Origin of the sequence: Chitinophaga vietnamensis, from assembly GCF_902167635.1 — a bacterium.
Classification (GTDB): domain Bacteria; phylum Bacteroidota; class Bacteroidia; order Chitinophagales; family Chitinophagaceae; genus Chitinophaga; species Chitinophaga vietnamensis.
Map to the genome: position 1 here is coordinate 254,717 of NZ_CABHMS010000006.1, position 23,256 is coordinate 277,972.

Annotated in this window: 23 protein-coding genes; 12 read left to right on the plus strand and 11 right to left on the minus strand. The window is 50.2% G+C overall.

The window, feature by feature from the left end:
- Positions 1–43 precede the first annotated feature (43 nt).
- Positions 44–1,459 carry a TolC family protein gene (locus FPG75_RS17585; protein WP_201747979.1) on the minus strand — a complete coding sequence of 472 codons (1,416 nt, stop codon included), beginning with the start codon at positions 1,457–1,459 and terminating at the stop codon, positions 44–46.
- Between the two features lie 117 nt (positions 1,460–1,576).
- Positions 1,577–2,437 (minus strand): helix-turn-helix domain-containing protein, encoded by an 861-nt coding sequence (locus tag FPG75_RS17590; RefSeq protein ID WP_143308339.1) that lies wholly within the window; start codon positions 2,435–2,437, stop codon positions 1,577–1,579.
- Between the two features lie 139 nt (positions 2,438–2,576).
- On the opposite strand from FPG75_RS17590, the gene ispG reads away from it, so the two are divergent.
- The 6 genes from ispG (at position 2,577) to FPG75_RS17620 (ending at position 8,593) form a co-directional block, all read left to right on the plus strand.
- Positions 2,577–4,535: a (E)-4-hydroxy-3-methylbut-2-enyl-diphosphate synthase gene (gene ispG, locus FPG75_RS17595; RefSeq protein WP_143308341.1), complete on the plus strand. Its 1,959-nt coding sequence runs from the start codon at positions 2,577–2,579 to the stop codon at positions 4,533–4,535.
- A 75-nt stretch (positions 4,536–4,610) separates the two neighbouring features.
- Positions 4,611–5,000, plus strand: coding sequence for a hypothetical protein (locus FPG75_RS17600; RefSeq protein WP_143308343.1), 390 nt, complete (start codon positions 4,611–4,613; stop codon positions 4,998–5,000).
- Positions 5,001–5,189: 189 nt separating this feature from the next.
- Positions 5,190–6,209: a c-type cytochrome gene (locus tag FPG75_RS17605; RefSeq protein ID WP_236652824.1), complete on the plus strand. Its 1,020-nt coding sequence runs from the start codon at positions 5,190–5,192 to the stop codon at positions 6,207–6,209.
- Positions 6,210–6,227: 18 nt separating this feature from the next.
- Positions 6,228–6,647 carry a DsrE family protein gene (locus FPG75_RS17610; RefSeq protein WP_143308345.1) on the plus strand — a complete coding sequence of 140 codons (420 nt, stop codon included), beginning with the start codon at positions 6,228–6,230 and terminating at the stop codon, positions 6,645–6,647.
- Between the two features lie 9 nt (positions 6,648–6,656).
- Positions 6,657–7,568, plus strand: coding sequence for a molybdate ABC transporter substrate-binding protein (locus FPG75_RS17615; protein ID WP_143308347.1), 912 nt, complete (start codon positions 6,657–6,659; stop codon positions 7,566–7,568).
- A 131-nt stretch (positions 7,569–7,699) separates the two neighbouring features.
- Positions 7,700–8,593: a LysR family transcriptional regulator gene (locus tag FPG75_RS17620; protein WP_143308349.1), complete on the plus strand. Its 894-nt coding sequence runs from the start codon at positions 7,700–7,702 to the stop codon at positions 8,591–8,593.
- Positions 8,594–8,609: 16 nt separating this feature from the next.
- On the opposite strand, the gene FPG75_RS17625 is transcribed toward FPG75_RS17620, so the two are convergent.
- Together FPG75_RS17625 and FPG75_RS17630 are read right to left on the minus strand one after the other, a co-directional pair.
- Entirely contained in the window at positions 8,610–9,044 is a 435-nt protein-coding gene (locus FPG75_RS17625) for a GNAT family N-acetyltransferase (RefSeq protein WP_161596839.1), read from the minus strand.
- Between the two features lie 85 nt (positions 9,045–9,129).
- The gene (locus FPG75_RS17630) at positions 9,130–9,879 is read right to left on the minus strand and encodes a metal-dependent hydrolase (RefSeq protein ID WP_143308353.1); all 750 of its coding nucleotides are present in this window, start codon (positions 9,877–9,879) and stop codon (positions 9,130–9,132) included.
- Between the two features lie 143 nt (positions 9,880–10,022).
- Here FPG75_RS17630 and FPG75_RS17635 point away from each other — a divergent pair, with 143 nt between their 5' ends.
- Positions 10,023–12,104 carry a TonB-dependent receptor family protein gene (locus FPG75_RS17635; RefSeq protein WP_161596840.1) on the plus strand — a complete coding sequence of 694 codons (2,082 nt, stop codon included), beginning with the start codon at positions 10,023–10,025 and terminating at the stop codon, positions 12,102–12,104.
- 76 nt (positions 12,105–12,180) lie between these two features.
- Here FPG75_RS17635 and FPG75_RS17640 read toward each other — a convergent pair whose 3' ends face one another.
- The 5 genes from FPG75_RS17640 to FPG75_RS17660 all read right to left on the minus strand — a co-directional run bounded on the left by FPG75_RS17640 (position 12,181) and on the right by FPG75_RS17660 (position 14,995).
- The gene (locus FPG75_RS17640; protein WP_143308356.1) at positions 12,181–12,669 is read right to left on the minus strand and encodes a lipocalin family protein; all 489 of its coding nucleotides are present in this window, start codon (positions 12,667–12,669) and stop codon (positions 12,181–12,183) included.
- 126 nt (positions 12,670–12,795) lie between these two features.
- The gene (locus FPG75_RS17645; protein WP_143308358.1) at positions 12,796–13,278 is read right to left on the minus strand and encodes a hypothetical protein; all 483 of its coding nucleotides are present in this window, start codon (positions 13,276–13,278) and stop codon (positions 12,796–12,798) included.
- 118 nt (positions 13,279–13,396) lie between these two features.
- A complete protein-coding gene (locus tag FPG75_RS17650) occupies positions 13,397–13,885 on the minus strand; it encodes a hypothetical protein (RefSeq protein ID WP_143308360.1) in 489 nt (162 codons plus the stop codon).
- Positions 13,876–14,448, minus strand: coding sequence for an RNA polymerase sigma factor (locus FPG75_RS17655; protein WP_143308362.1), 573 nt, complete (start codon positions 14,446–14,448; stop codon positions 13,876–13,878). The genes FPG75_RS17650 and FPG75_RS17655 overlap by 10 nt, the downstream gene beginning before the upstream one ends.
- Positions 14,449–14,494: 46 nt before the next feature.
- Positions 14,495–14,995 carry a GNAT family N-acetyltransferase gene (locus FPG75_RS17660; RefSeq protein WP_143308364.1) on the minus strand — a complete coding sequence of 167 codons (501 nt, stop codon included), beginning with the start codon at positions 14,993–14,995 and terminating at the stop codon, positions 14,495–14,497.
- Positions 14,996–15,137: 142 nt separating this feature from the next.
- Here FPG75_RS17660 and FPG75_RS17665 point away from each other — a divergent pair, with 142 nt between their 5' ends.
- On the plus strand, positions 15,138–16,151 hold the full coding sequence (locus FPG75_RS17665) for a lipid A deacylase LpxR family protein (protein ID WP_143308366.1): 1,014 nt from the start codon (positions 15,138–15,140) through the stop codon (positions 16,149–16,151).
- A 23-nt stretch (positions 16,152–16,174) separates the two neighbouring features.
- On the plus strand, positions 16,175–16,723 hold the full coding sequence (locus FPG75_RS17670) for a hypothetical protein (RefSeq protein WP_143308369.1): 549 nt from the start codon (positions 16,175–16,177) through the stop codon (positions 16,721–16,723).
- A gap of 5 nt (positions 16,724–16,728) precedes the next feature.
- On the opposite strand, the gene FPG75_RS17675 is transcribed toward FPG75_RS17670, so the two are convergent.
- Complete coding sequence (locus FPG75_RS17675) at positions 16,729–17,202, minus strand: SRPBCC family protein (RefSeq protein ID WP_143308370.1); 474 nt, start codon at positions 17,200–17,202, stop codon at positions 16,729–16,731.
- A 91-nt stretch (positions 17,203–17,293) separates the two neighbouring features.
- Between FPG75_RS17675 and FPG75_RS17680 the strand changes: the two genes are divergently transcribed.
- From FPG75_RS17680 to recR, 3 genes are all read left to right on the plus strand, one after another.
- Positions 17,294–20,449 carry an ATP-dependent helicase gene (locus tag FPG75_RS17680; RefSeq protein WP_143308372.1) on the plus strand — a complete coding sequence of 1,052 codons (3,156 nt, stop codon included), beginning with the start codon at positions 17,294–17,296 and terminating at the stop codon, positions 20,447–20,449.
- A 48-nt stretch (positions 20,450–20,497) separates the two neighbouring features.
- Entirely contained in the window at positions 20,498–21,976 is a 1,479-nt protein-coding gene (locus FPG75_RS17685) for an Ig-like domain-containing protein (RefSeq protein WP_143308374.1), read from the plus strand.
- Between the two features lie 73 nt (positions 21,977–22,049).
- Positions 22,050–22,670, plus strand: coding sequence for a recombination mediator RecR (gene recR, locus FPG75_RS17690; protein WP_143308376.1), 621 nt, complete (start codon positions 22,050–22,052; stop codon positions 22,668–22,670).
- A gap of 134 nt (positions 22,671–22,804) precedes the next feature.
- Here recR and FPG75_RS17695 read toward each other — a convergent pair whose 3' ends face one another.
- Positions 22,805–23,023 (minus strand): hypothetical protein, encoded by a 219-nt coding sequence (locus FPG75_RS17695; protein ID WP_143308378.1) that lies wholly within the window; start codon positions 23,021–23,023, stop codon positions 22,805–22,807.
- Between the last annotated feature and the right edge of the window lie 233 nt (positions 23,024–23,256).

The window sequence follows — 23,256 nt, forward strand, 5'->3', positions numbered from 1 at the left end:
ATGATTGAATAGTGAATGCGTGATAGATAGCGGTGATACGGGATCACAGCTGCGTTAAAAACAGTTGCAGGTCGCCAACGGTGGCCGCTTTGTACAACAGCGCCTGCCATACGCCGTTGTAGGCGATATCACGATCTGTTTCTGCGCGGTTGATGTTGTACAATGCCTGTGAGAGATCGGCGATGTTGCTCAATCCATTTTCATACAGGGTGCTTTTCTGCAAAAAGGCGTCGCTGGCGGCTTTCAGGCCGATGGGCGCCTCTCTGTATTTTTTCACGGCGTTGGCGATCTGTTGGTCAGACAATACCAATTGCTGTTGCAAGCGGTGATAGGTCTGGTTATATTCGTTCTTCAATCCTTCGGTGGTGTATTGCTGGCGCGCTGCCTGCGAGTGCGTGCGCCAGAGGTCTGTGATGGTCCATGACAGGTTAAGGCCAAGGAGATAGTTGGAGCGCTGTGGATGAATGCCTTCCCACCAGCCGCTGCTATAGCTGTTGAGGTTCGCGAGGTTATAGTCGGAGTTGAAACCGGAGCCGCGCGTTTGCATCACGCCCATAAGCGAGAGGCGGGGCATCACATTTTTGCTGATGAAGCGCTGGTTGGCCTCACTCAGCGAGATGCGGCTGCTGAAGAGCCTCAGGATCGGCTGTTGTTTGAGTGTGGCGGAATCCGTTGTGGTAGCGGATTCCATCATTTGCGCCGGTATCCTGGTGATGAAAGTGGTATCGAGTATAAAGTTCTGCGGCGTTACGTCCATCATTTCCGCCAGCTTATTACTTTGTGCCTGTTCATAGTTGAGTGCATCTACCAGCGAGAGTTTCGCTTTGGATACTTCCGCATTGGCGATGGAGCTGTCTACGCCGGCTTGCAGGCCGTTGAGCGCGCGGGTAACGATCATGCGTTGCAGTTCCTGTGCGCGGTGCAGGTTTGATTCCATGGAGCCGCGCAGGCGCTGCGCCGCCAGCAGGTTGAGGTAGGCGCCCGCGATGCGCACCTGTTGTTCAAATTTTTCCTGTTCCAGGTCGGCGTTGCTATTGTAGAGTTGTTGCTTTGCCATATCTACTTTGGCAACACGGCGGCCGAAGGTGACTACATCCCAGGAGATGTTGGCCAGGTAAAGGCCTCCGAAGGCGGCATTCCAGTTCTGGCTGGGCAATGCAGGCCCGGAAGCGCCGGTAGTCCAGCCCTTGTAACCCCACATCGGACCATTCTGGCCATTGATGGTACCATAACTATTTTGCGCAGACAGGTTCAGGTCGGGCAGGAACTCTCTTTTTGTTACGTTGATGTTCTCGCTCGCTGCCTTGGCATAGTTCTCTTTGGCTTTTACCGATTGATAGTTGTTAAGCCCTGTTGTTAGTGCTTCCTGCAAGGTAAGAGGATGGGTTTGTGCCGCTACCATTGCCGGAACGTTTCCCACGGCAAAAGCCAGCAGGAAAAACGGTTTCCAAATGTTCATACTGTTGTTAATAGCGTCTAAAAATGCCGTTCGTTTGCAAAGGCGGAGCAAATAAGTGACGCAAAGGTAGTGAGGGGTTCATGCACTTTGTTTGGACAATCCGTCCATTGACTTGTACTATTTGAACATCATATCCCTGAAATCTTGTGGAGAGATGCCTGTGTTATTTTTGAAGAAGCGGCTGAAATAAGCGGGGTCTTCGAATCCGAGCTGATAGCAGATCTCTTTCACGCTCTTGTGGCTGAAAGCCAGGTTGCGCTTGGATTCCAGGATGATGCGATCGTGCAGCAGTTCTGTTACCGTACGCCCGGTGGATTCTTTTGTGATCTCGTTGAGACGTTTGGGAGTAAGGGCAAAAGCATTGGCATAGAAGGCTACGAGGTGCTCGCAGTGAAAATGTTTTTCAATCAGGCGGCGGAGCTGCACCACGCGACTATCGTGGCTAAGGGGCATCATGGTTTCGCTGGCGTTGCGTTTTTTTTCTCTCTCTGCCAATAACAAAAAAGCATTGAGATAATGTTTCATGACGCTGCCACTGTCTGGCTCATGATCCATTTCACTGAACATCAGCTCTGTAAGTCCGAGGAAAGACGCGGTGGTAGAAGCGCCGATGCGGATAGGTCCATAGCCGTGCCAGCTGTCGAAAAGATTGGAAAAGTCGTACAGCGTTTCTTTATCGTGCTTGTTAGCGAAGTAAAATTTTTCAGTGAAGATGATGGAATAGCCTTCCCGCGTGCAGTCCAGCTGGTGCACCTGTCCGGGGCGGAGCAGGAACACCATGTTATCTTCTACATCATACCATACAAAATCTACCATATGCCGGCCTGCTGCCCTGGTGAACCAGATGACCTGGAAATGGTCATGGCGGTGAGGCTGGTGGGTCAGCTCATTTGAAAAGCCACCCAGCGGAAATATGTTGAACTGTCCGCTATATGGTAAATGCTGGTACGGAATGTCGGCGCCTTTATTCACTAGCATAATTGTTTCAAATTTACGCTTTTATGCGCTTTTGTCCTGCGTAGCCCGGGCCATTCGTGTATTTTAATGTAGCTTTAAGGCAGCGGGAGAATTGCGCTGTCCATTCATTAACTTTGTACTGCGGAAAACGAAAAAACGTATGCAGCTTTATTGCAACTCACTAACAGAATACAAGCGCCTGGCCACATTGGAGGTAAAAGTCGGGGATCTGCTCATTGGAAATTATCACCCTATCCGTATCCAGACGATGACCACCACCGACACCATGGATACTGCAGGCACTGTAGCTCAAACCATCCGGTGTATTGAAGCCGGGGCAGAACTCGTGCGCATCACTGCTCCGAGCAAGAACGAAGCGGAGAATCTCCTCAACATCAAGAACGAATTACGCCGTCAGGGCTATCATACCCCGCTGGTAGCGGATATCCACTTTACGCCCAATGCCGCGGAGATCGCCGCCCGCATTGTAGAAAAAGTGCGTATCAATCCCGGGAATTATGTAGATAAAAAGAAATTCGAGACGATCGAATATACAGATAGTGAATACCAGGAAGAGATAGACCGTATCCGGGAGAGATTTACACCATTGGTGAAGATCTGCCAGGAATACGGTACCGCCATGCGTATCGGCACCAATCATGGCTCGCTGAGCGACCGTATCATGAGCCGCTACGGCGATACGCCCATGGGCATGGTGGAAAGCGCCATGGAGTTCCTGCGTATCGCGGAAGACCTGCACTACCGCAATATTGTGCTGAGCATGAAGGCCAGCAACCCGCAGGTGATGGTGCAGGCTTACCGCCTGCTGGTGCATACCATGCAACAGGAGCTGGGCCACTGCTATCCGCTCCACCTCGGCGTTACAGAGGCCGGCGATGGTGAAGATGGCCGTATCAAATCCGCCATCGGCATCGGCACCTTGCTGGAAGACGGCGTAGGCGACACTATCCGGGTATCCCTCACAGAAGATCCGGAATTTGAATTGCCCGTATGCCGCGACATCGTGAAAAGATACGCCAACCGCCAGCCCGAGTCGCCAGCCGCTAACGAGCCACTGGTCAACGTTCCCTATGATCCTTTCAACTACAAACGCCGCGAAAGCATTCACATAGAAAATATCGGCGACAAACAAGTGCCGGTCGTAGTGGCGGATTACAGCCACCATGGCCCCTTACAGCCTGCCGATCTTAGCGCTGCGGGTTACGCCTATGATGAGCCGAGCGACAAATGGAACATCGCAGATGCCGCCGCCGATTATCTTTTCACCGCCAACCAGGCGCCCGCCTTCGGTTTGCCCGGCACACTGCGGGTAGTGCTGAACGCCGCCTACTGGCAAACACTTGCCGATAAAGCACATTACATTCCTTACTTCACTCTCGGTGAATACCTGTCGGCTACTACCACGGCGCCGCTCAACTTCGTGAATGTGCCTTGCAAGCAGCTGGATGCTCCGGAGATCGGCGCCCTGCTGGAAAAGCTCACTGACGCTGCTTTTGCGGCACGCACGGTGCTCGTAGCGGAAGCCAGCGGCAACAGCGCCATGATGCATGTACGCCGCTTCTTTGCGGAACTATTGAATAAACACATCCTGTCGCCTGTGATCATCCGCAGCGTGAGCAGCCATTCCAACGCCGACGAACACCTGATCCACCATGCCACAGAAGCCGGCGCCCTCCTGCTGGACGGCTTCGGCGACGGATTGTGGCTAACCAATACCGGCACGGATACCGCGCAGCAAGCCATGCTTAACAACATCGCTTTTGGTATTCTGCAGGCTACCCGTACGCGCATCTCCAAAACAGAATATATCTCCTGCCCTTCCTGTGGCCGCACCCTGTTCGACCTGCAGGAAACCACCGCCCGCATCCGTGCGGTAACCCACCACCTCAAAGGCGTCAAGATCGCTATCATGGGCTGTATCGTAAATGGTCCCGGAGAGATGGCGGATGCCGATTTCGGCTACGTGGGGAGCGGCGTGGGCAAGATCACACTCTATAGAGGGAAAGAGATTGTCAAGCGTGGTTTAAATAGCGACGTTGCCGTGAATGAGTTGATCAATCTCATACGCGAAAACGGCATGTGGGTAGAGAAAAATTAAATCTTCCTTAAAAAATTGGAATAAATATCGGACAGTTGGAAAATTATCTTTAATTTTTGCTAAAACATTCTTTTTATGAAAAAGTTCATCTCAGGCATTTTAGCGCTGTTTCTGGGTATTTCTGTAAGCATGGCACAAGCTCCGGCTGCTGCTACTGCTGCAAAGAAAGAAGCAAAGGCTAAAACCGAACACGCAAAATCTGAAGCGAAAGCGGCTAAAGCCGAAGCCAAATCTGATGTAAAAGCCGCCAAAACAGAAGCAAAGTCTGATGTAAAAGCTGCTAAAACCACTGCAGCTACTACCGGTGAGCACCTGAAAAAAGACGGTACTCCTGACAAACGCTTCAAAGAAAACAAAGAAGTAAAAGAAGCAAAAGCTGCTGGTCCGCTGAAAAAAGACGGTACTCCAGACATGCGCTACAAAGCTAACAATCCAAACGCAGGCAAGAAGAAAGCTAAGTCATAATTCTGCGCTGTCAAAATCATAACAAAAAGGAGCCTTTTAAAAAGGCTCCTTTTTTTATATCTTTAAGTCCTTATAACATTTCTCTACATCCACCCATAACCAAAAGTTATTGGTGATAAAGATTAGTAATTTGACTGGGGTGCTCGCTGCTACTAGCTTTGCAGCTATATCACCAACCTGTAATTTGAAATGGAAACCAACAAGGACAAAAAGATTCTACGTTACAAGCGCACCGTCTTTCAACTGGTTGTCTGCCTGTTCATGCTGGTACTGGTAGTATTGTTTGAAACATTTTTCCTATGCTACCGGACACTGTGGGCCGACCTCTGTAACAGTGCCACCGCTACCACCAGCAAAACGCCGCCGCCAGTAAAGCTGTGGCAGGCGCCGGATGAAGCCTCTATTCCGGCGGGGCCGCGCGGCGACAGTATCCGCTACGGCCAGGCGCTCATCCGCGAAACCGCCCGCTACCTCGGGCCTAAAGGCAGCGTAATGCAGATCAGCAACGGCATGAACTGCCAGAACTGCCACCTCAATGCCGGCACCAAAGCCTATGGCAATAACTACAGCGCCGTAGCCTCCTGCTATCCCAAGTTCCGTGCACGCTCCAACAGCAATGAAAGCATTATCAAAAGAGTGAGCGACTGCTTCGAGCGCAGCCTCAATGGCAGCGCACCGGATAGCAACAGCCGCGAGATGCAGTCCATCAAAGCCTATATGGAATGGCTCGGCGCCAATGTTGCCAAAGGAGAACAGCCCGCAGGCTGCGGCCTCAAAAAGCTGCCCCTCCCTGCGCGCGCCGCCAGCCCCGATAGCGGCCAGATAGTATACCTCACCAAATGCCAGAGCTGCCACGGCGCCAGGGGCGAAGGCAAATGGCAGGATAACGGTATCGCCTATACGTATCCGCCACTATGGGGAGAACATAGTTACAACGATGCCGCCGGCCTTTACCGCCTCTCCAATTTCGCTGCATATGTGAAGTATAATATGCCCCTTGGCGTGGATCACAACAACCCGCAACTAAGCGACGCAGAAGCCTGGGATGTAGCCGCCTTCATCAACTCGCAACCCAGGCCGCATAAGGACCAATCGGCCGACTGGCACGATATCTCCAAGAAGCCATTCGATTTTCCCTTCGGCCCCTACGCGGATAATTTCTCCGAAAAACAACATAAATACGGACCTTTCCAGCCATTACAACATTAATCCATTAAATAGCATACAATGAAAAAGACATTGCTTCTCTGCTGCCTCCTCGCTGCTATCGGTATCCACTCCGCCAGCAGCCAGCAGCCCACCAAGTACCGCGCCGTGTACCAGCTGAATAGCGACGACGACAAAGTGATCCGTGCCACCCTCCGCAATATCAAAAACGCGCTGGAAGACCCACGCCTGCAAAAGCAGCTCACCATTGAGCTGGTGGCCCATAGCGGCGGCGTAACGGTATTCAGGAAAGATCATCCCTACGAATCACTGCTGCAAGACCTGAAAGCCCGCGGCGTGATCCTCGTGGAATGCGAAAATACCCTGCGCGAACGCAATATCCAGAAAGACGAACTGTTCCCGTTCATCAACTACACTCCCAGCGGCAACGGCGAACTGATTATTAAACAACAGGAAGGCTGGGCCTACGTACATCCATAACCGTTAGTCATGAAAAAATATCTTATCACCCTGCTGGCATGGCTGCCAGCCCAGCTGCTCTTTGCCCAGGACCATCGTTTTGATCCGCCCTGGAACACGCCACCACAGGGAGGCGTACACTTCACCGTACCTGGCATCGATAACGTACCCGATCTCTACGGCGATATCGTCGATCCCCAGCTCGTCATCTTCTTTGCCGGCAACCAGTTTATGGTGATCGATTCCCTGATCCATGATTTCAAAAAGGTATATCCGCAATACCGGCGCGTATTCGCGGAAACGCTGCCGCCGGGCATCCTGGCGCAACAGATCCTCAGCGGCTCATTGGTACTCGGCAACCTGCGCATTGATATACGCCCCGATATCTATACCGCCGGCAAAAGCCGTATCGATCAGTTGCGCGACAGCTTCTCCGTCGTAAACCATTATGCAGGTAACAAATTGGCCATCATGGTGCAGGCCGGAAACCCCAGGCACATCAAGGGTTTGCGCGATCTCGCCCGTAAAGATATACGCGTAGCCATGCCCAATCCCGCCTGGGAAGGCATCGGCAAACGTATCGAAGAAGCCTATGTAAAAGCAGGCGGAGAGCCGCTTCGCAACAGTATCATGAACGAGAAGGTAAAAAGCCATACCACCTACCTCACCCAGATACATCACCGCGAAACGCCACTGCGCATCCTCTACAACCAGGCAGATGCAGGCCCCGTATGGTTTACAGAAGCCTACTATCAGCAACTGCTGAAACACCCGGTGAGCACCGTCGCCATCCCGGAAAAAGAAAACATCACCGCCTCTTATTGGGCAGGCATTCTCAAAAGCGCCCCACACCAACAAGCCGCAAAAGATTTTATGGATTTCCTCCTGAGCGAACGCGGACAGGCAATTTACAAGTACTTCGGCTTCAGTGGCGCGAACTAGGGATTTTCGAATTTATTGATTTTCGGATTTATTGATTTAATTGGAGCGGAGATAACACATTGTTCATCTCCGCTCCAATTAAATCAATAAATCCGAAAATCAATAAATTCGAAAATCCTTAATTTTAACCCATGTTCGATTTCAGACTCAAAGTATTCCATACTGTTGCCAAACGGCTTAGTTTTACCAAGGCAGCTGAAGAGTTGTATATCTCTCAGCCGGCGGTGACTAAACATATTCATGAGCTGGAACAGCAGCTGGGCATGGCTTTGTTCGAGCGTATCGGCAACAAGATCAAGTTGACGCGCGCCGGGCAGATCGTGATGCATCATGCAGAGATCATCTTCACCGATTACCGTCACCTGGAGTATGACATCAATCAGCTGAAACATACACAGGGCGGGATGTTGCCGATAGGCGCCAGCACTACTATCGCGCAATATCTTATTCCGCCGCTGCTGGCAAAATTTAACCAGCGGTACCCGGATGTGAAAACATCTCTCACCAATGGCAATACCGAACAGATAGAACAGGCGCTCTTTGAAAAGAGCATCCAGCTGGGCATTATAGAGGGCAGCTCCAAGAACCCCCTGCTGAAATATGTGGAGTTTGCAAAAGACGAGATCGTGCTGGTAGCCAACGCGAAGCATACCTATGGCAACGGAGAACCGCTTTCCGCTGCCGACCTGAAAGCCATTCCCCTGCTGATGCGCGAGCACGGCTCGGGCACGCTGGAAGTGATCACAGAAGAGCTGAAAAGATTAAAACTGAAGATCACCGATCTCAATATCGCAATGTATATGGGCAGTACGGAAAGTATCAAATCGTACCTGCACTACTCTCCTTGCGCCGCTTTCATTTCCCTGGCAGCAGTGCAGCGCGAACTTGAAGCCGGTGAGTTCACCATCCTGCCGGTGAAAAATTTTAAACTGGTCAGGAAGTTGCACTTCACATACCTGCAAGGCCTGCAAGACAAGCTGGCACAGCTTTTTATCAAATTCACCCGGCAGCATATGGCCGAATAACGGTAACGGATATACGTTATTTACGAAGTCGCCAGTAAATCATTTCGCCAGACCTTCCGGTTTGTTTCATGCCCAGTTTTTCCAGTACCCGCATAGACGCCAGGTTGCTCACATCGCATTCTGCCACGATACGCCGTACCGGCGTAGCAGTAAAAGCCCAGCGGATCAGCTCCGCCGCCGCTTCCGACATGTAACCCTGATTACGGTATTCCGGTAACAGCGAATAACCGATCTCCACTTCTCCATCCTTGTCGGGCCGCCCTTTAAAGCCCACATCACCGATCACCGTTTTACTTTTCGATTCAATGATGATCCAGAATAGCCAGGGATATAATCCCGGGTCATGTTGCAGCAGTTCAATGAAATAAGGAAGCTGCTCACGGAGGTCGGGCAGTGGCCATTCCGGCGGAATGTGCGCATCCAGACTGCTATCGCCGTGCGGATTGTTCAAATATATTTCCGTTACAAGCGGTAGCCTGCAAGGGTGTACGAGTAGTCTTTTCGTTGTGAGGGGTAACATCCGCGTTTTTTTAAGTTCACCATTGCTTGAGCCGCAGTGTAGATGTATCCAATGTTTCGCCGGCTTTGAGTGCGTGTATTTCCAGGCCGGCAATATCTTCCGTTAATGCTTTTAATCGTTCAGGCGTTCCCGTTAGAAACGACATGGTACCATAATGACAAGGGATCACATGTTTCACCTTGAGGAGGCGGGTAGCGAAAGCCGCTTCCAGCGGGCCCATGGTGAAACGGTCGCCGATCGGCAGTATAGCGATATCCGGCTCATAGATCTCGCCCAGCAAAGCCATATCACCGAATACGGAAGTATCTCCCGAATAATATATCGAGATATCATCGCTCAACCACAGAATAAAGCCGTTGGTGGTATGGCGGAAGGCCGTAGTACCATCCGGCAGTGTGATGTGAGCGAAATGAAAGGCGTTGGTCATCGTCACCTTCACATCCAGAAGAGACACGGTGCCGCCGGCGTTCATCGGCTCGAAGGTATGCTCGGGAACTCCATGCTCCAGCAGATAGGCGCGCACCGCAGGATTGGCGATCACTCTGGGAGATCTGCTGTGGATGATATCGAGGATGTTTTTGTCGAGATGATCACCATGTCCGTGTGAAAGGAGGAGGAGATCAATTTTTTCGGGGATAGACAGATCTGCCGGCAGATAGGTATTGCCGGTATACCAGGGATCGATGAGGATGGTCCGGCCTTCAGGTGTATTGATCCGGAAACTGGCATGCGCCAGGAACTGGATCCGGGTGTGCGGCGTGCTCATAAAATACGGTATTGGTTCGCTGACTAAATATACAGATTCTGTTTTTATTCCGTTTTCGCGTATTTATTTTCCCGATCCCGTAAACAGCAAGGCCCGCCATGCGAGTAGTTTTGCGCCTCATTTCGTCCATCTATATATTCTGTATGTCCAACATCAAATGGCCTTTATGCTCGTTGCTGTTATGCGCCGGCACTATGCAGGCACAGCAAAAAGACACTGTTAGAACAGACAGTGTTTCGTTCCGTAATCGTATACTCAATACCGTTATTATCACTGCCGGCGGTATCCAGCAGCAGATCAAGGGCATGGATGCTTCCATCCAGGTGCTGGAGAGAAAGCAGCTGGAAGATGCGGGTATCCGTTCGCTGGATCAGGCCATCACCCGCATTGCCGGCGCTGTATCGCAGGATGAAGACGGCCGTGGGCTGAAGCCCAACTACAGCCTTCGTGGCCTTGATCCGGAGCGCAGCAGCAGTGTGCTCACCCTCGTTGATGGCAAGATACCCAGCGGCACCATGTATTATGGCGATCCTGGCGGCTACTATATGATGCCCCTTAACCAGGTAGAACGCGTGGAGGTGATCAAAGGCGGCGCTACCAGCGTGCTTTTCGGTGGCTACACCATTGGCGGCGTGGTGAACCTCGTTACCCGCAAAGCCCCCTTCCAGCCTGAAACCCGCGTGGAACTGGGCTATGGCAGCTGGAACGAGCTCACCGCTCAGGTGAATACCGGCGCCCGTAAAGGTAAATTCGATTACTGGATCAATGGCTATCGCCGCCAGGGCGATGGCCCGCGTGAGTCGCGCAGCAAGTTCGATGTCAACAACATCACCGCCCGCATTGGCATGCAAGCCGATTCCAGTACCCACCTCTCCATCTACCTCGACGGCTATACGGAGAATTCACAAACGCCCGGAGGCCTCACCCAGCAACAGTTTGACGAGAATCCCAGGCAAGTGCAAAACCCTTATGACGATTTCATTTCCAAACGTTTCAGCACGCATATCAGTCTGGATAAACAACTGAGCCGTTACGACGCCATCAGCATTGCGGCCTATGGCAACTATTTTCAACGCAACTGGTTCATTTCCCGTAAAGATGCCAACAACCAATACACCAACGTTACGGGCTATATCCGCGACCTGCCGGCAGTGGGCACTGTAGCGGATTACAAGCTCACGCGCCCTGTTGGCGGTCATGAAAACCAGTTCATCGCCGGTACCCGTTTACATACCGACCGCTATAATAACAATACCATGAAAGGTTTTTATCCTGGCGCACATATAGGTGAAATGACCGGTATCAAAACTACGTCTACCTTCAGTACCGAAGTATATGCCTACGATAAATTCCATATCACCACACCGCTCTCCGTGTCTGCCGGCCTGCGTTTCAGCAATATCAACTACAAAGAGGACAATTACACCATACAGAACCCCGATAAGAGCATCGGCCGCGAAGACCGCACCCATGTGCAGGCCTGGGTGTATTCTCTTGGCACGAACTACCTGTTCAACGACAACTATGAAATATTTGCCAGCGTGTCCAGAGGCTTTCAGCCGCCGCTGATCTATGATGTGCTGGATGCAGGCACCATCGATAAAGGCATCCGGCTGAAGCCACAATACTCTATGAACTATGAAGCCGGTGCGCGGGTGTCGCCGCTTAACTGGTTACAGGTGCAGCTGGCGGTATACTATCTCAGTTTTAAAGACAAGATCATCTATGATGCCAATGCAGGCGTATCCCGGAACATCGCCGGATCAACGCACAAAGGTGTGGAGCTGGAACTGCAAACCACCGAATGGAAAGGTCTCTCCGCATTTGTGACCGGCGCCTGGCAGGAAGCCCGTATCACGGAAGGCGATAACAAAGGCAACTATCTCCGTTATGCACCGGTGCAGCTGGCATCAGCAGGTGTGCAATACAGTCATAAGATCGGTGAGGGCGTATTCAATGCCAATGTTGCCTTTAACTATGTAGGTAAGCAATACAGTGATGAATCCAATTCGGAAGTGGCCAGTGCAAATGGTTTCAACGGTCCTATACCGGCTTATCATTATGCAGGCCTGCACCTGAACTATGAACGGAAACATTGGGGCGCACGATTTGGCGTCAACAATATTACGGATGAAAAATATTTCAACCGCCGCTGGGATTTCTGGGGAGGTATTATGCCGGCGCCCGGGCGCAACTTCCAGTCGTCTGTATTTGTAAAATTCTAATCTTAATAAAAAAGATCAGCCAAAGCTGCTGCTAGCAGCTTTGGCTGATCTTTTTTATTAAGATGAAATGCAATCGCTATCTGCGTTGCAGGGTATAAGTAATGGTAGCGTTGTTACCTTCGAAGTTCACATTGGCTCTCCAGGTCATGGTGCTGCCGGCGCCTAGTACATCAACACGGTATCCTTCTGTTACGTTCTTGGCTTTTTCGCCGCTGTACAGTTTCTTGAACTGGAATTGTGTGCCGCCATTAGCTTTGTTGAGCGACCATACAATGTTCTGGGAAGCGGGCGTACAGCCATCAGTGTTAGAAGAGATCGTATAAGAGCCCATACCGTTGTCGGGTAATACCCATTGGCTGCCGATGAAGCATTTGGCGGAGGCCTGGTCAAATATGGTCACTTTGGCGTTGTCGGGGATTCCTTCATAGTGAACGTCGGTCAGTACCCAGTTACCTTTTACAGCCGCTTTGTTAATGGAGGTGGTAACGCCTTGCTTTGGAGCGCAGGATGATCCGAAAATAGCGATCACTGCGAGCAGTACAGCAGCAAATGAGAAATTTTTCATGGGAAACGAATTTGTGTTTTAAATGCTCTGGTAATTCAACAACTGTTACAGCATAAGGTTCTATAACAGCAAAATACGCTGGCAAGTTCAGCATTTACAATAAACGTACCAAATGAAAAGAGGCGCTTAGTGGGTAGGAAGTGCGGGGGCCGCTATGGCAGGCGTTTTCAGCCTTATCAAAACATCTTCAAGCTGGTTGACGCGGTTGTGGAGATACCAGGTGCTGGCGGCGAGCGACAGACACAGGATACATACCGCGATGAAGGCGCATCTCCACCAGATGCTTACGGAGATGGTGCGGTTCCATCCTGGTTTGATGTGGATATAAGTATCGCCGGTATTCGTATGTACATAGTCGTTATCCCTGCGCGTGCGGTGATCGAAGCGGCTGCCGCGGTTTAAGCGGTGCAAGACTGTTCTTTTCACCTCCACAGGTGGAGGCACCGCTTCCGCAAACAGTTGCATCTCAATCCGTTCTTCTGCTGCCGCTACCTCCGCATTCAACAGCGGGTATATTTTACGAAGGTAGATCAGCTCCTCCTCTTGTTCAGGAGTGGCCAATCCCAGCAGGCAACGTTCAATGATGCCACTTTCTATGTAATCTTGCAAGTTCAATTTTGTAAGGCCCTGAAATATATTATAATAATATCTATATACGAATATCCTCCGTTTCCCGGATTCTCAAAATTCTACTTTTTTTTACAAAACGATATTATCCGGGCAGAAATTATAACAGGTAGCAATTTCTTTCGTTGCTTGAATAAATGGCGCTGGCGGGAGCCGGTCTTTTCAATCTCTCTTTTTCCTGTTCTTTTATCTGAGCGTATTTCAGATAGTAGAAGATGGCGAAGAACAGTAATATTTTGGCCAGTAATACGAGGAAGATAAGGAAGAACCTCCAGTATTTGTGTACGGAGATGTGATCATTATCTTTTGGTTGGATGTTGATGAAAGTGTAATTGGGTGGCGTATCGCCATTGCTGGTATCGCGGTCCCATCTGGATCTTTGCAGTATCCGGTTGCGGATTTCCACGGGTGGCATAGCGGCGTCGGCAAAGGCAGCCTTCTCCAGGCGGCGCTCCACGATGTCCACCTCGGTATCCAGTTCAGGGTACAGCTTTCTCATATGCTGCAACTCTTCCACCTCGTCTTCAGTGGCGAGCCCCATCACAAAGGATTCGATAATACCGCTTTCTATGTAAAATTTTAGTTCCAAGCGTCTTTTAAGAATTTTCTGAAAGCCTTCATAGCGGCTCCCAGCATTTCATTTACCTGCCCTTCCGGCAATGCCAGCATACGGGCTATCGTTGTTATAGACAATCCTTTAAAATAACATAACCTGAACACCTGCTGTTCGTTGATCGGTAAAGCTGAATAGAACTTTTGCAGCATGCCGTGTTCCATTTCCATTATTTCATTTCCGGTAAGTGCGGTTTCGGGTAGTGCTTCCTGGATAGCGTATTCCCTGGTTTTCCTCAATAACCATAAAAAAAGGGTCCGGTAACCTGAAGTCCTGAATGTCCCTATCTGATGGAAAGCCCAGGTAAAAACCCGGACGATAACATCATTGGCCCTATCTTTTATAGGCACCAGTTGTAACGCAATACTGTAGAGTGCTCCTGCATATCGGTCATACAGCAGCTCTTTTGCTGCATGATCCCCCTTTATCAGCCGCTCCACCAGCGCGTTTTCACTTATATGTGCCAGATCTCTGCGCAAGAAGTTGTGCTGATAATTAGAAATAGCTAAACTAGCAAAAACAATCCATATATGGAGCAACTCTCTTATATGAATTTATTCACAACTCCTGCTAAAATGGACAAGCTTACAAGGTCATCCGGTAGAGCCAATATTGGAGACCTATGATCGGTTCCAGCTCTTTTACCAGCTCAAAACCGAGCTTGTCGTACATCTTCCTGGCGGCAGGCATGGCCGTGCTGGTATGCAAGCCTAATATTTTCTCCCCATCTTCACGCGCTTGCCGGATGGCCATCTCCATCAGCTGCTGCCCGATACCCAGTCCGCGGAAATCAGGATCCACCCCCAGGCGGCGGATATAAGCCCAATCCTCCGGGTAGATTACGGTAGGGTTGCCGGAGCGCACCAGGAACACAACCCCTACCAACTTTGCACCGCTTTCACATACAAAAGTATAGCTCATCTTCATCAGGGCCGCCAGGATATCCATATCTCCCTGGCTGGTACGCATCCGCTCCCAGTTGCCCGGTGTCATCACTGCCGCAAATTCTTCGTAACTCCTCACGGAAAGGTCAGCGATAGCAGCAGCATCGGCAGCGGTAGCCAGCCGGTAATGGAGTATATGCATACAGGTTAGTATTGTTTAATGAATAGTCAGGAAACAATTGCCGTTCATTTGTTGTTCCTTTTAACGCCGGGAGAAGCATAAAATTACAAGACACCGTTACTCATCCATATTTTTTTGCCAGCAAGATAAATTCAGCGCGGAAATGAAACGATCAGCATGGCTGCTCCTACTGTGTATCAGCAGCATAAACGCCAGCGGCCAACTTCAACAAAATGCCAGCAAACAGCTACGCCTATACGAAGATGACGACTTCTTCAATGTGTGGGGCCGGGGTACCGACAGAGCGTATAGCAACGGTACTGCTATCGGATACCTGTATATGAAAAAGAAGAAAAACCATTTCATCGACCGGTGGCTGCTGGCCAAGGCCGGCAGAAAGGCTGTAAACGTGTACGAATGGGACCTGATGCAGGTAATGATCACGCCAGACAATATTGCCGATACGTCCTATATCCCCAGCGATTTCTACTATGCCGGCGCGCTCTTCGCTACACACGGCGTCACTTCCTACAATAGCGCCAAACAGTACAGCCTGCATTCCGAGATCGTATTTGGCGTGATGGGCCCCTGGGCCTTCGTTGAGCAAACGCAAACCTTTGTTCACCACATCATCGGCGACCAACTCCCCCGCGGATGGAGTCACCAGGTGCCCAACGCGCCGTTACTCAACTACAACCTCACCTATGAGCGGATGCTGTGGCATCCCAGAAAATATTTCGAGATCATCGGCGGCGCCGGCGGCAGGGCCGGCACCATGGCCACAGGGCTCTTCGCACAAACATACCTGCGCGTCGGGAAATACAATTCCTATTTCGGAGATGCCGATCTCAAAACCGCTACCAGGCACAAGTTCCAGGTATACCTCTTTGCAAGACCCCGGTTTGACATCATGATGTACAACGCCCTGCTGCAAGGCGGCATTTTCCGGTCGCGCGATCAACACTTCGTAGACGAAAGCAGCAACCGCCTCACCCACATGCGGCATTTCACCATCGGGATGGATTACGGCATAGCTTTTGGCATCAACCGCTGCTCGGTCGTATATACTCAGCAACCACGCACCGCATGGATGAGCGGAACCGGTAAGCACTCGGTTGGAAATATTACCTTGTTAATTTCTCTGTCCAGGGCAACCATTCCGTCGCCGGGACGTTAATTAGTCAACAAATCATCTCTTATATGAACGCTGTAAGATCTATTTTAATGGCAACAAGTGCTTTGCTGGCCCTATCCTGCAACAGCGGCGGCAACAAAGGCGCTGCCGACAGTGCCGCCAATGGCAACAACGACACCTCTCTGGCTGTAAGCGCAAACCCCGTCACTAACCTGGAAGTACAACCTATTAACGGCTACTTTGTGAAGAACACTATCAAAGTAACGGATAGCCTCACCTTCCTGGTAATTGATAACCAGCAGTCGTTCGACAGTCTTTTCGGTATGGCCAAAACGATGAACAACACCATCGACAAGCCCGACTTCGGTACGCATCTCGTGATTGCCGTAACGATGCCGCCCACTTTCTATGGCACGCAGATCCAGTTGCAATCTGCCACCAACAACAGCAACAATAACAATGCAGAGCTGCATTTCGTGGCAACAGGCCAGCAGGAAAAAGGATCTTCTTCGATCGTGCCGCTGTGGCTGGGCGCCATCCCGAAGAGTGGCAAAAGTTCCATCAGCCTGTACACCGGCGATCATCTTACTAAAACAATCACTGAAAAAGAATAGTGGCATCATAGCGAAACCGGGCCAAAGCGCCGCGTGATCTGGGCTGTCCTGTAATCAAACAGCGATTCCAGCTGGCGTTTCACAAACAAGCCATGGGCGAGCGTGCCAAGCCATCCGAGCGGCAGGCGGTAGTGCACGATATCTTTCATGCGTGTGCCATCGCCCGCCGCTTCAAAATGATGTTCGTGATGCCACATCCGGTACGGGCCGCTGCGCTGTTCATCTACAAAATATGCCAACGGCTTCACCTGCGTGATCTCCGTTACCCATAACAGCGGGATACCCGCCACAGGACTCACTTTATAGGTAATGATCTGCCCGGGGTAGATCGGTCCTTCGTAATGCCGTGAAGTAACGCGGAAACGCATATACGAAGGCGTTATCTCCAGCAGATTACCAGGCGATGAAAAATAATCCCACACGGCCGCCAGCGGCGCAGGAATGAGCTGTTCCCGTATCAGCGAATAAATCATGGGCATCTTTTTGCACAATTAAGTAACATCCAGTCCGGATATCTGCAATAACGTCTAACTTAATCGTAATTTTGCAGATCGTCATAAAAAAGAATGCATGGCCCGCGACCCACATCAATATCATGAACGCTTCGAGGAAGTTTACGAGCAGTTGAATGAGAAGCAGCGAGAAGCAGTGGACAATACGGAAGGTCCGGTAATGGTTATTGCCGGTCCGGGCACCGGTAAAACACAGATCCTCGCTTCGCGCATCGGCAAAATTTTGCGCGACTCAGACTTCATGCCGCAGAACATCCTGTGCCTCACCTATACAGATGCCGGCACTGTGGCCATGCGCAAGCGTTTGACCGATTTCATCGGGCCAGATGCCTACCGCGTCAACATCCACACTTTCCATTCTTTTTGTAATGAAGTGATCCAGGACAACCTGGGCCTGTTCGATAAAACCGTACTCGATCCCATCTCCGACCTGGAGAAGATACAATTGCTGAAAAAGCTGATCGACGGCTTCGACAAGAACAACCCGCTCAAACGCTACCGTGGCGATGTTTACTTCGATATGAAGAACCTCTCCAGCCTCTTCTCCACCATGAAACGGGAAGGCTGGACAGTGCCCTTCATCCGCGAACGGGTTGATGAATACATCAACAGCCTGCCACAACGGGAGGAATATATCTGCAAACGCGCCACCAAAAATTTCAAAAAAGGCGATATACGCACAGATAAAATAGCGATTGAAGAAGAGAAGATGGCCCGCCTGATGGCCGCCGTAGCGCAGTTCGACGTATTTCAGCAACTCATGCTCAACGCCAACCGCTACGATTTCGATGACATGATCATGTGGGTGATCCGCGCATTTGAAGAAAATTACAACCTCCTCGCAGATTATAAAGAACGATTCCAATATATACTGGTAGATGAATACCAGGATACCAGCGGTACACAGAACAAACTGATACAACTGCTGATAAAAGGCGAAGAACTGCCCAATGTATTTGTGGTGGGAGATGACGACCAGTCTATCTACCGCTTCCAGGGCGCCAATGTCGAGAACATGGAACAGTTTGCCGGCGGCTTCTCCGACACCCTGCGCACCATCGTGCTTACACAGAACTACCGTTCCGTGCAGAACATCCTCGATACCGCCATGACCCTCATCGACAACAACGGCAATTCGAGGCTGGTAAACCAATTGCCAGGCCTGAGCAAACAACTGGTGGCCAGCAACAAAAATCTGGTATCGCTCAACATCCCGCCGGTCATACAAATTTATAATACGCCGAAAGACGAGATGGTAGGCATTACCCTGGCAGTAACCCAACTCATTGAACGGGGTATTACGCCTGGCAAGATCGCCGTCATCTACCGCGAAAACAAATACGGGGAAGAGCTGGCGCAATACTTCCGGCTGAAGGGCTTGCCCTTTTATTCCAAACGTAACATCAATCTCTTCCAGGTGCCTTTCGCCCGCAATGTGCTCAACCTGCTGCGTTATGTAGCCGCAGAGATGGACACTCCCTATAGCGGCGATGGCCTCCTGTTCGAGATCATGCACTACGATTTCTACCACATACAACCGGTGGAAGCCGCGAAAGTGAGCATCCGGGTAGCAGAAAAAGGCTATGATGAAAAAACATCTATCCGCCAGTTTTTGCAGGAGTGGCAGTCTACCCGCAACCTCACGCTTTTCTCTGAAGCGCCTGACGATGCGCTCATGCACCTCAGCCGCCTCCTGGAAAAATGGATCGGCGATGCCTACAACGTAACGCTGCAGCAGCTTTTCGCCCGCATCATCGGCGAAGGCGGCGTACTCACTTACATTATGGCCTCTCCTGAAAAGATGTGGCTCATGAAAGTATTGCAGGCCCTCTTCGATTTCATCAAAGACGAAACCCGCCGTAATCCCGACCTCACACTGATCGCGCTGATGGAAACCATTGACCTGATGGAAGCCAATGGCATCCCCATCGAACTGGTACAGGTATCCGGCAATGATAAAGGTATCAATCTCATTACCTCCCATGGCTCCAAAGGACTGGAGTTTGAATATGTGTTCATGGCGGGCACCAACTCGCATCTCTGGGAGAAAAAGAGAAAGAACAGCACCGGCTTTTCCTTTCCTGATACGGTGTTCACCACACAAGCTACGTCTACAGACGAGCAGGAACTGCGCCGGCTTTTCTATGTGGCCATCACCCGCGCCGAAAAACATCTCTACATCAGCTATCCTGAATACAAGCAGGATGGGAAACCGCTCGAGCCCAGCATGTTCATCGCAGAAATACAGGAAGAACACCCGCTGCCACAGGAACGTGTACAACTGAACGATGAATTGATGTTTGAGTTTGAAGTGCTGCACTACCAACAGCAGCAATCGCCCGAGATCGCAGCCGTGGACCATGCTTTCATCGACAGCCTGCTCAGCACTTTTGTGATGAACGTAACAGCGCTGAACAACTACCTCGATTGCCCGCTCAGCTTCTTCTACAAAAACCTGGTACGCGTTCCTACAGGCCGCTCGGAAAGTACCGAATTTGGATCGGCCGTGCACTATGCCGTGGAAAAGCTGTTCGTGAAAATGCAGGCCAACAGCAATATCTTCCCCGGCAAGGAAGAGTTCCTGAAAGATTTCCGCTGGTCCATGATGCGCAACCGCGAATGCTTTACCAAAGAGTCTTTCGAGCGAAGACTGGAATATGGCAAGGATATCCTCAGCAGTTATTACGATAACTATATCAACGAATGGAACAAGATCGTGAGCGTAGAACGGAATATCCGCAATGTAACGGTCAATGGCGTGCCATTGAAAGGGAAAGTGGACAAACTTGAATTTGACGGCAACGAGATCAACGTGGTGGATTATAAAACCGGCGACTACGAAAAAGCGATCAGGGAATACCGGAAATTCGAACGGCCCAATGAGCGAAACCCCAATGGTGGCGACTATTGGCGGCAGGCCGTATTTTACAAACTGCTGCTCGATAATTACCGCCCCAAAAGCTGGAAGGTGGTGAGCACCGAGTTCGACTTCATCGAGCCTAACAAACAAAAAGTATATCACAAGGAGAAGGTGGTCATCACCCCGGAAGACCTTACTACCGTATCACAACAGATCACTGATACCTGGTCTAAAATCCAGCAGAAGGACTTCTACACCGGCTGTGGCAAGCCGGAATGCCCCTGGTGCAACTTTGTGAAAGACAATCAGCTGTACGTAGCCCTGCACACCCTCGAAGAAGAGCCGGAAATATAAGCACAGCTTTCCCGTCTTTTCGTAAGTTTGCCAAATATTCCAACATTCATGAATCAAAATATCCGGAGCTGGGCTTTCTGGCTGATGTTTATAACCGTAGTAGCTATTTCTTTTACACGTTGCGCCAATATAGTGCCGCCGGGCGGTGGCCCGCGGGATACGCTTCCGCCGGTGCTGTTGCAGGTAAACCCTCATGACTCCACCCTGCACTTCAAAGGCAACAAGGTTACCTTCATTTTTGATGAATTTGTGGAGCTGGATAATGTGAACGATAAACTGATCGTATCACCCACACTCAAACGTGTGCCCTTGGTTACGGCCAAGCTGCATACCGTTACCCTGCAAATAAAAGATACGCTCAAACCCAATACCACCTACACTTTCAACTTCGCTGACGCTATCCGCGATATCAATGAGCGCAATATTGTGCAGGATTTCCAGTATGTGATATCTACCGGCGATTACCTGGATAGTTTGCAAATCACCGGCCGCATCATCAACGCAGAAACAGGAAAGCTCGATAGCAACGTAGCCGTGATGCTCTACCGCGACCTTACCGACTCCGTAGTATCCAAGGAAAAACCTTTGTACTACGCCAAAAGTCGCGGTGATGGCACCTTCCGCTTTAAGAACATCGCACCGGGCGAATACAAGATATTCGCTTTGAAAGAGGAAGACCGCGACCTGCAATATAACCAGCCTTCCGAGATGATCGCATTTGTAGACAAACCGATTGGATTGACCAACAAGAACGTAGCCGATGTGAACATGCTGCTGTTCATGGAAACAGACAGCACCGTCAAGAAGCCGGAAAAGCTCGACTCGCTTGAGTTACAGCTGCAGCAGGAAGAGAAAGAAAGACAACGGGAGAAAGATAAAGACAAAAAGAAACCAAGGCTGACGGCCTCCCCCACCCTTGAAGGCGGCCAGCAGGAATTGCCGCAGCCGTTGCGCGTGGCCTTCAACCTGCCGCTTAAAACGCTGGACAGCAGCCGCATCCAGCTGCTGGAAGACACCCTCCACACACCGGTTACCTTCGCCAGCAGCATGGACTCCACACGCATGAAGCTCACCATGGATTACCAGTGGAAAGAGAACATGCCGTACCGCCTCATCATCCCGAAAGACGCCGTACAAGACACTTCCGGACAGACATTACTAAAGGCGGATACCGTCAACTTCAAGACCAAAAAGCTCAACGACTATTCCGCCTTTACCGCCTCATTGGAGCTGAGCGACAGCACCCGCAAGGCCATCGATGATACTACCATGCATTATGTGTTCCAACTGGTGCAGGACAAAGTGATCAAATATTCCGGCACAGTAGTGAATGGTAAATGGTCGCAAACGCTGATCACGCCTGGCGAATACGAGATCCGGGTATTGCTGGATAAAAACGGTAACGGCAAATGGGACCGTGGTAATTACTATACCCAACCCAAAAAGCAGCCGGAACAAGTGATCCTGCTGCCAGAAAAAGAAAACCTGAAGGCCGGTTGGACCGTCAGGAAACCGTTTAGGATTTGAGGATTTATTGATTTTCGAATTTTCGGATTTAAATCAAAAAATCCGAAAATCAATAAATCTCTAACTTTGCATTATGGTCTTCTCATCCGCATTGATAGAAAACGCAGTAAATGAATTTGCGAAGTTGCCGGGTATCGGTAAGAAAACTGCGCTGCGCCTGGTATTGCACCTGCTCAAACAAGACCTGAGCCAGGTGCAGCAGTTTGGCGATGCTATTTCCCGTATGCGGGAACAGATCCGGTTTTGCCAGATATGCCATAACGTATCAGATGAAGATACTTGTAGCATCTGCAACAGCCACTCCCGTCATAAAAATGTAGTGTGTGTGGTAGAAAGCATCCGTGATGTGATGGCCATCGAAAACACGCAGCAGTATAATGGCTTGTATCATGTGCTGGGAGGCATCATCTCCCCTATTGATGGCGTAGGTCCCGATCAGCTGAATATACATTCCCTCGTAGAGCGTGTACAGCAGCGGGGTGTAGAGGAAGTGATCATGGCTTTAAGCCCCACCATTGAAGGCGATACTACGATCTACTATCTCTCTAAAAAACTGAAAGATCTTCCGGTGAAGATCACCACCATTGCCCGTGGCATTGCTTTTGGCGGCGAACTCGAATATGCCGACGAGATGACGCTGGCTCGCTCCATCTCCAACCGGCTACCACTGGAAAGCTACGTTCAACAGAAATAATTTAGGGATTTAGGGATTTTTGAATTTTCGGATTTAAATCAAAAAATCCGAAAATCCCTAAATCCCAAAATAAATACGGGTGCTCAATAGCACCCGTCTTCGTTTAACCTGTAATTCCACGTTATGAAAAATGCTCAACGGATCTGATCTTTTGATCCGTGTAATATGTTATGGTTGGTCTCTGCTTTTTGCTGTTCCTGCAAGGCTTTCCAGCGCTGCATTTCCAGTTTATTCAGGAAACAAACTTTAAAAACTTCGTTCTGACTATCTCCTGTGTTCAGGTCTGGCACGGGTTGTAAACCCAGGCTGGCCAGGTGTTCACGCAGGCTTTGGATATGCTTTGAGATCGTCATGTCGGGTGTTGGTTTTGTTGTAAAGAAAATGGAGAACTAATGACAAAGGAGCTGTTGTTAGCACATACAGCAACAGCAGCGGGTTGTTCTGCTGTTTAAGGGCTGGCGGGAGGCCCTGGCCGTTCTTTTCACTATCTTTAAATCATTTTGTTGCATGGCGCTTTTTCTATTACCCTACAAATATAGTAGACTTTATAGACTATCTCCAAATAAAATTTCTATGTATAGATAAA

What these genes read in the sequence shown, in the direction of transcription:
- recR (WP_143308376.1), top strand. Translation starts at nt 22,050, where the DNA reads ATGGTCTTCTCATCCGCATTGATAGAAAACGCAGTAAATGAATTTGCG.
- FPG75_RS17590 (WP_143308339.1), bottom strand. Translation starts at nt 2,437, where the DNA reads ATGCTAGTGAATAAAGGCGCCGACATTCCGTACCAGCATTTACCATAT.
- FPG75_RS17620 (WP_143308349.1), top strand. Translation starts at nt 7,700, where the DNA reads ATGTTCGATTTCAGACTCAAAGTATTCCATACTGTTGCCAAACGGCTT.
- FPG75_RS17640 (WP_143308356.1), bottom strand. Translation starts at nt 12,669, where the DNA reads ATGAAAAATTTCTCATTTGCTGCTGTACTGCTCGCAGTGATCGCTATT.
- FPG75_RS17610 (WP_143308345.1), top strand. Translation starts at nt 6,228, where the DNA reads ATGAAAAAGACATTGCTTCTCTGCTGCCTCCTCGCTGCTATCGGTATC.
- FPG75_RS17600 (WP_143308343.1), top strand. Translation starts at nt 4,611, where the DNA reads ATGAAAAAGTTCATCTCAGGCATTTTAGCGCTGTTTCTGGGTATTTCT.
- FPG75_RS17670 (WP_143308369.1), top strand. Translation starts at nt 16,175, where the DNA reads ATGAACGCTGTAAGATCTATTTTAATGGCAACAAGTGCTTTGCTGGCC.
- FPG75_RS17585 (WP_201747979.1), bottom strand. Translation starts at nt 1,459, where the DNA reads ATGAACATTTGGAAACCGTTTTTCCTGCTGGCTTTTGCCGTGGGAAAC.
- FPG75_RS17695 (WP_143308378.1), bottom strand. Translation starts at nt 23,023, where the DNA reads ATGACGATCTCAAAGCATATCCAAAGCCTGCGTGAACACCTGGCCAGC.
- FPG75_RS17660 (WP_143308364.1), bottom strand. Translation starts at nt 14,995, where the DNA reads ATGCATATACTCCATTACCGGCTGGCTACCGCTGCCGATGCTGCTGCT.
- FPG75_RS17615 (WP_143308347.1), top strand. Translation starts at nt 6,657, where the DNA reads ATGAAAAAATATCTTATCACCCTGCTGGCATGGCTGCCAGCCCAGCTG.
- ispG (WP_143308341.1), top strand. Translation starts at nt 2,577, where the DNA reads ATGCAGCTTTATTGCAACTCACTAACAGAATACAAGCGCCTGGCCACA.
- FPG75_RS17635 (WP_161596840.1), top strand. Translation starts at nt 10,023, where the DNA reads ATGTCCAACATCAAATGGCCTTTATGCTCGTTGCTGTTATGCGCCGGC.
- FPG75_RS17675 (WP_143308370.1), bottom strand. Translation starts at nt 17,202, where the DNA reads ATGCCCATGATTTATTCGCTGATACGGGAACAGCTCATTCCTGCGCCG.
- FPG75_RS17680 (WP_143308372.1), top strand. Translation starts at nt 17,294, where the DNA reads ATGGCCCGCGACCCACATCAATATCATGAACGCTTCGAGGAAGTTTAC.
- FPG75_RS17605 (WP_236652824.1), top strand. Translation starts at nt 5,190, where the DNA reads ATGGAAACCAACAAGGACAAAAAGATTCTACGTTACAAGCGCACCGTC.
- FPG75_RS17630 (WP_143308353.1), bottom strand. Translation starts at nt 9,879, where the DNA reads ATGAGCACGCCGCACACCCGGATCCAGTTCCTGGCGCATGCCAGTTTC.
- FPG75_RS17685 (WP_143308374.1), top strand. Translation starts at nt 20,498, where the DNA reads ATGAATCAAAATATCCGGAGCTGGGCTTTCTGGCTGATGTTTATAACC.
- FPG75_RS17665 (WP_143308366.1), top strand. Translation starts at nt 15,138, where the DNA reads ATGAAACGATCAGCATGGCTGCTCCTACTGTGTATCAGCAGCATAAAC.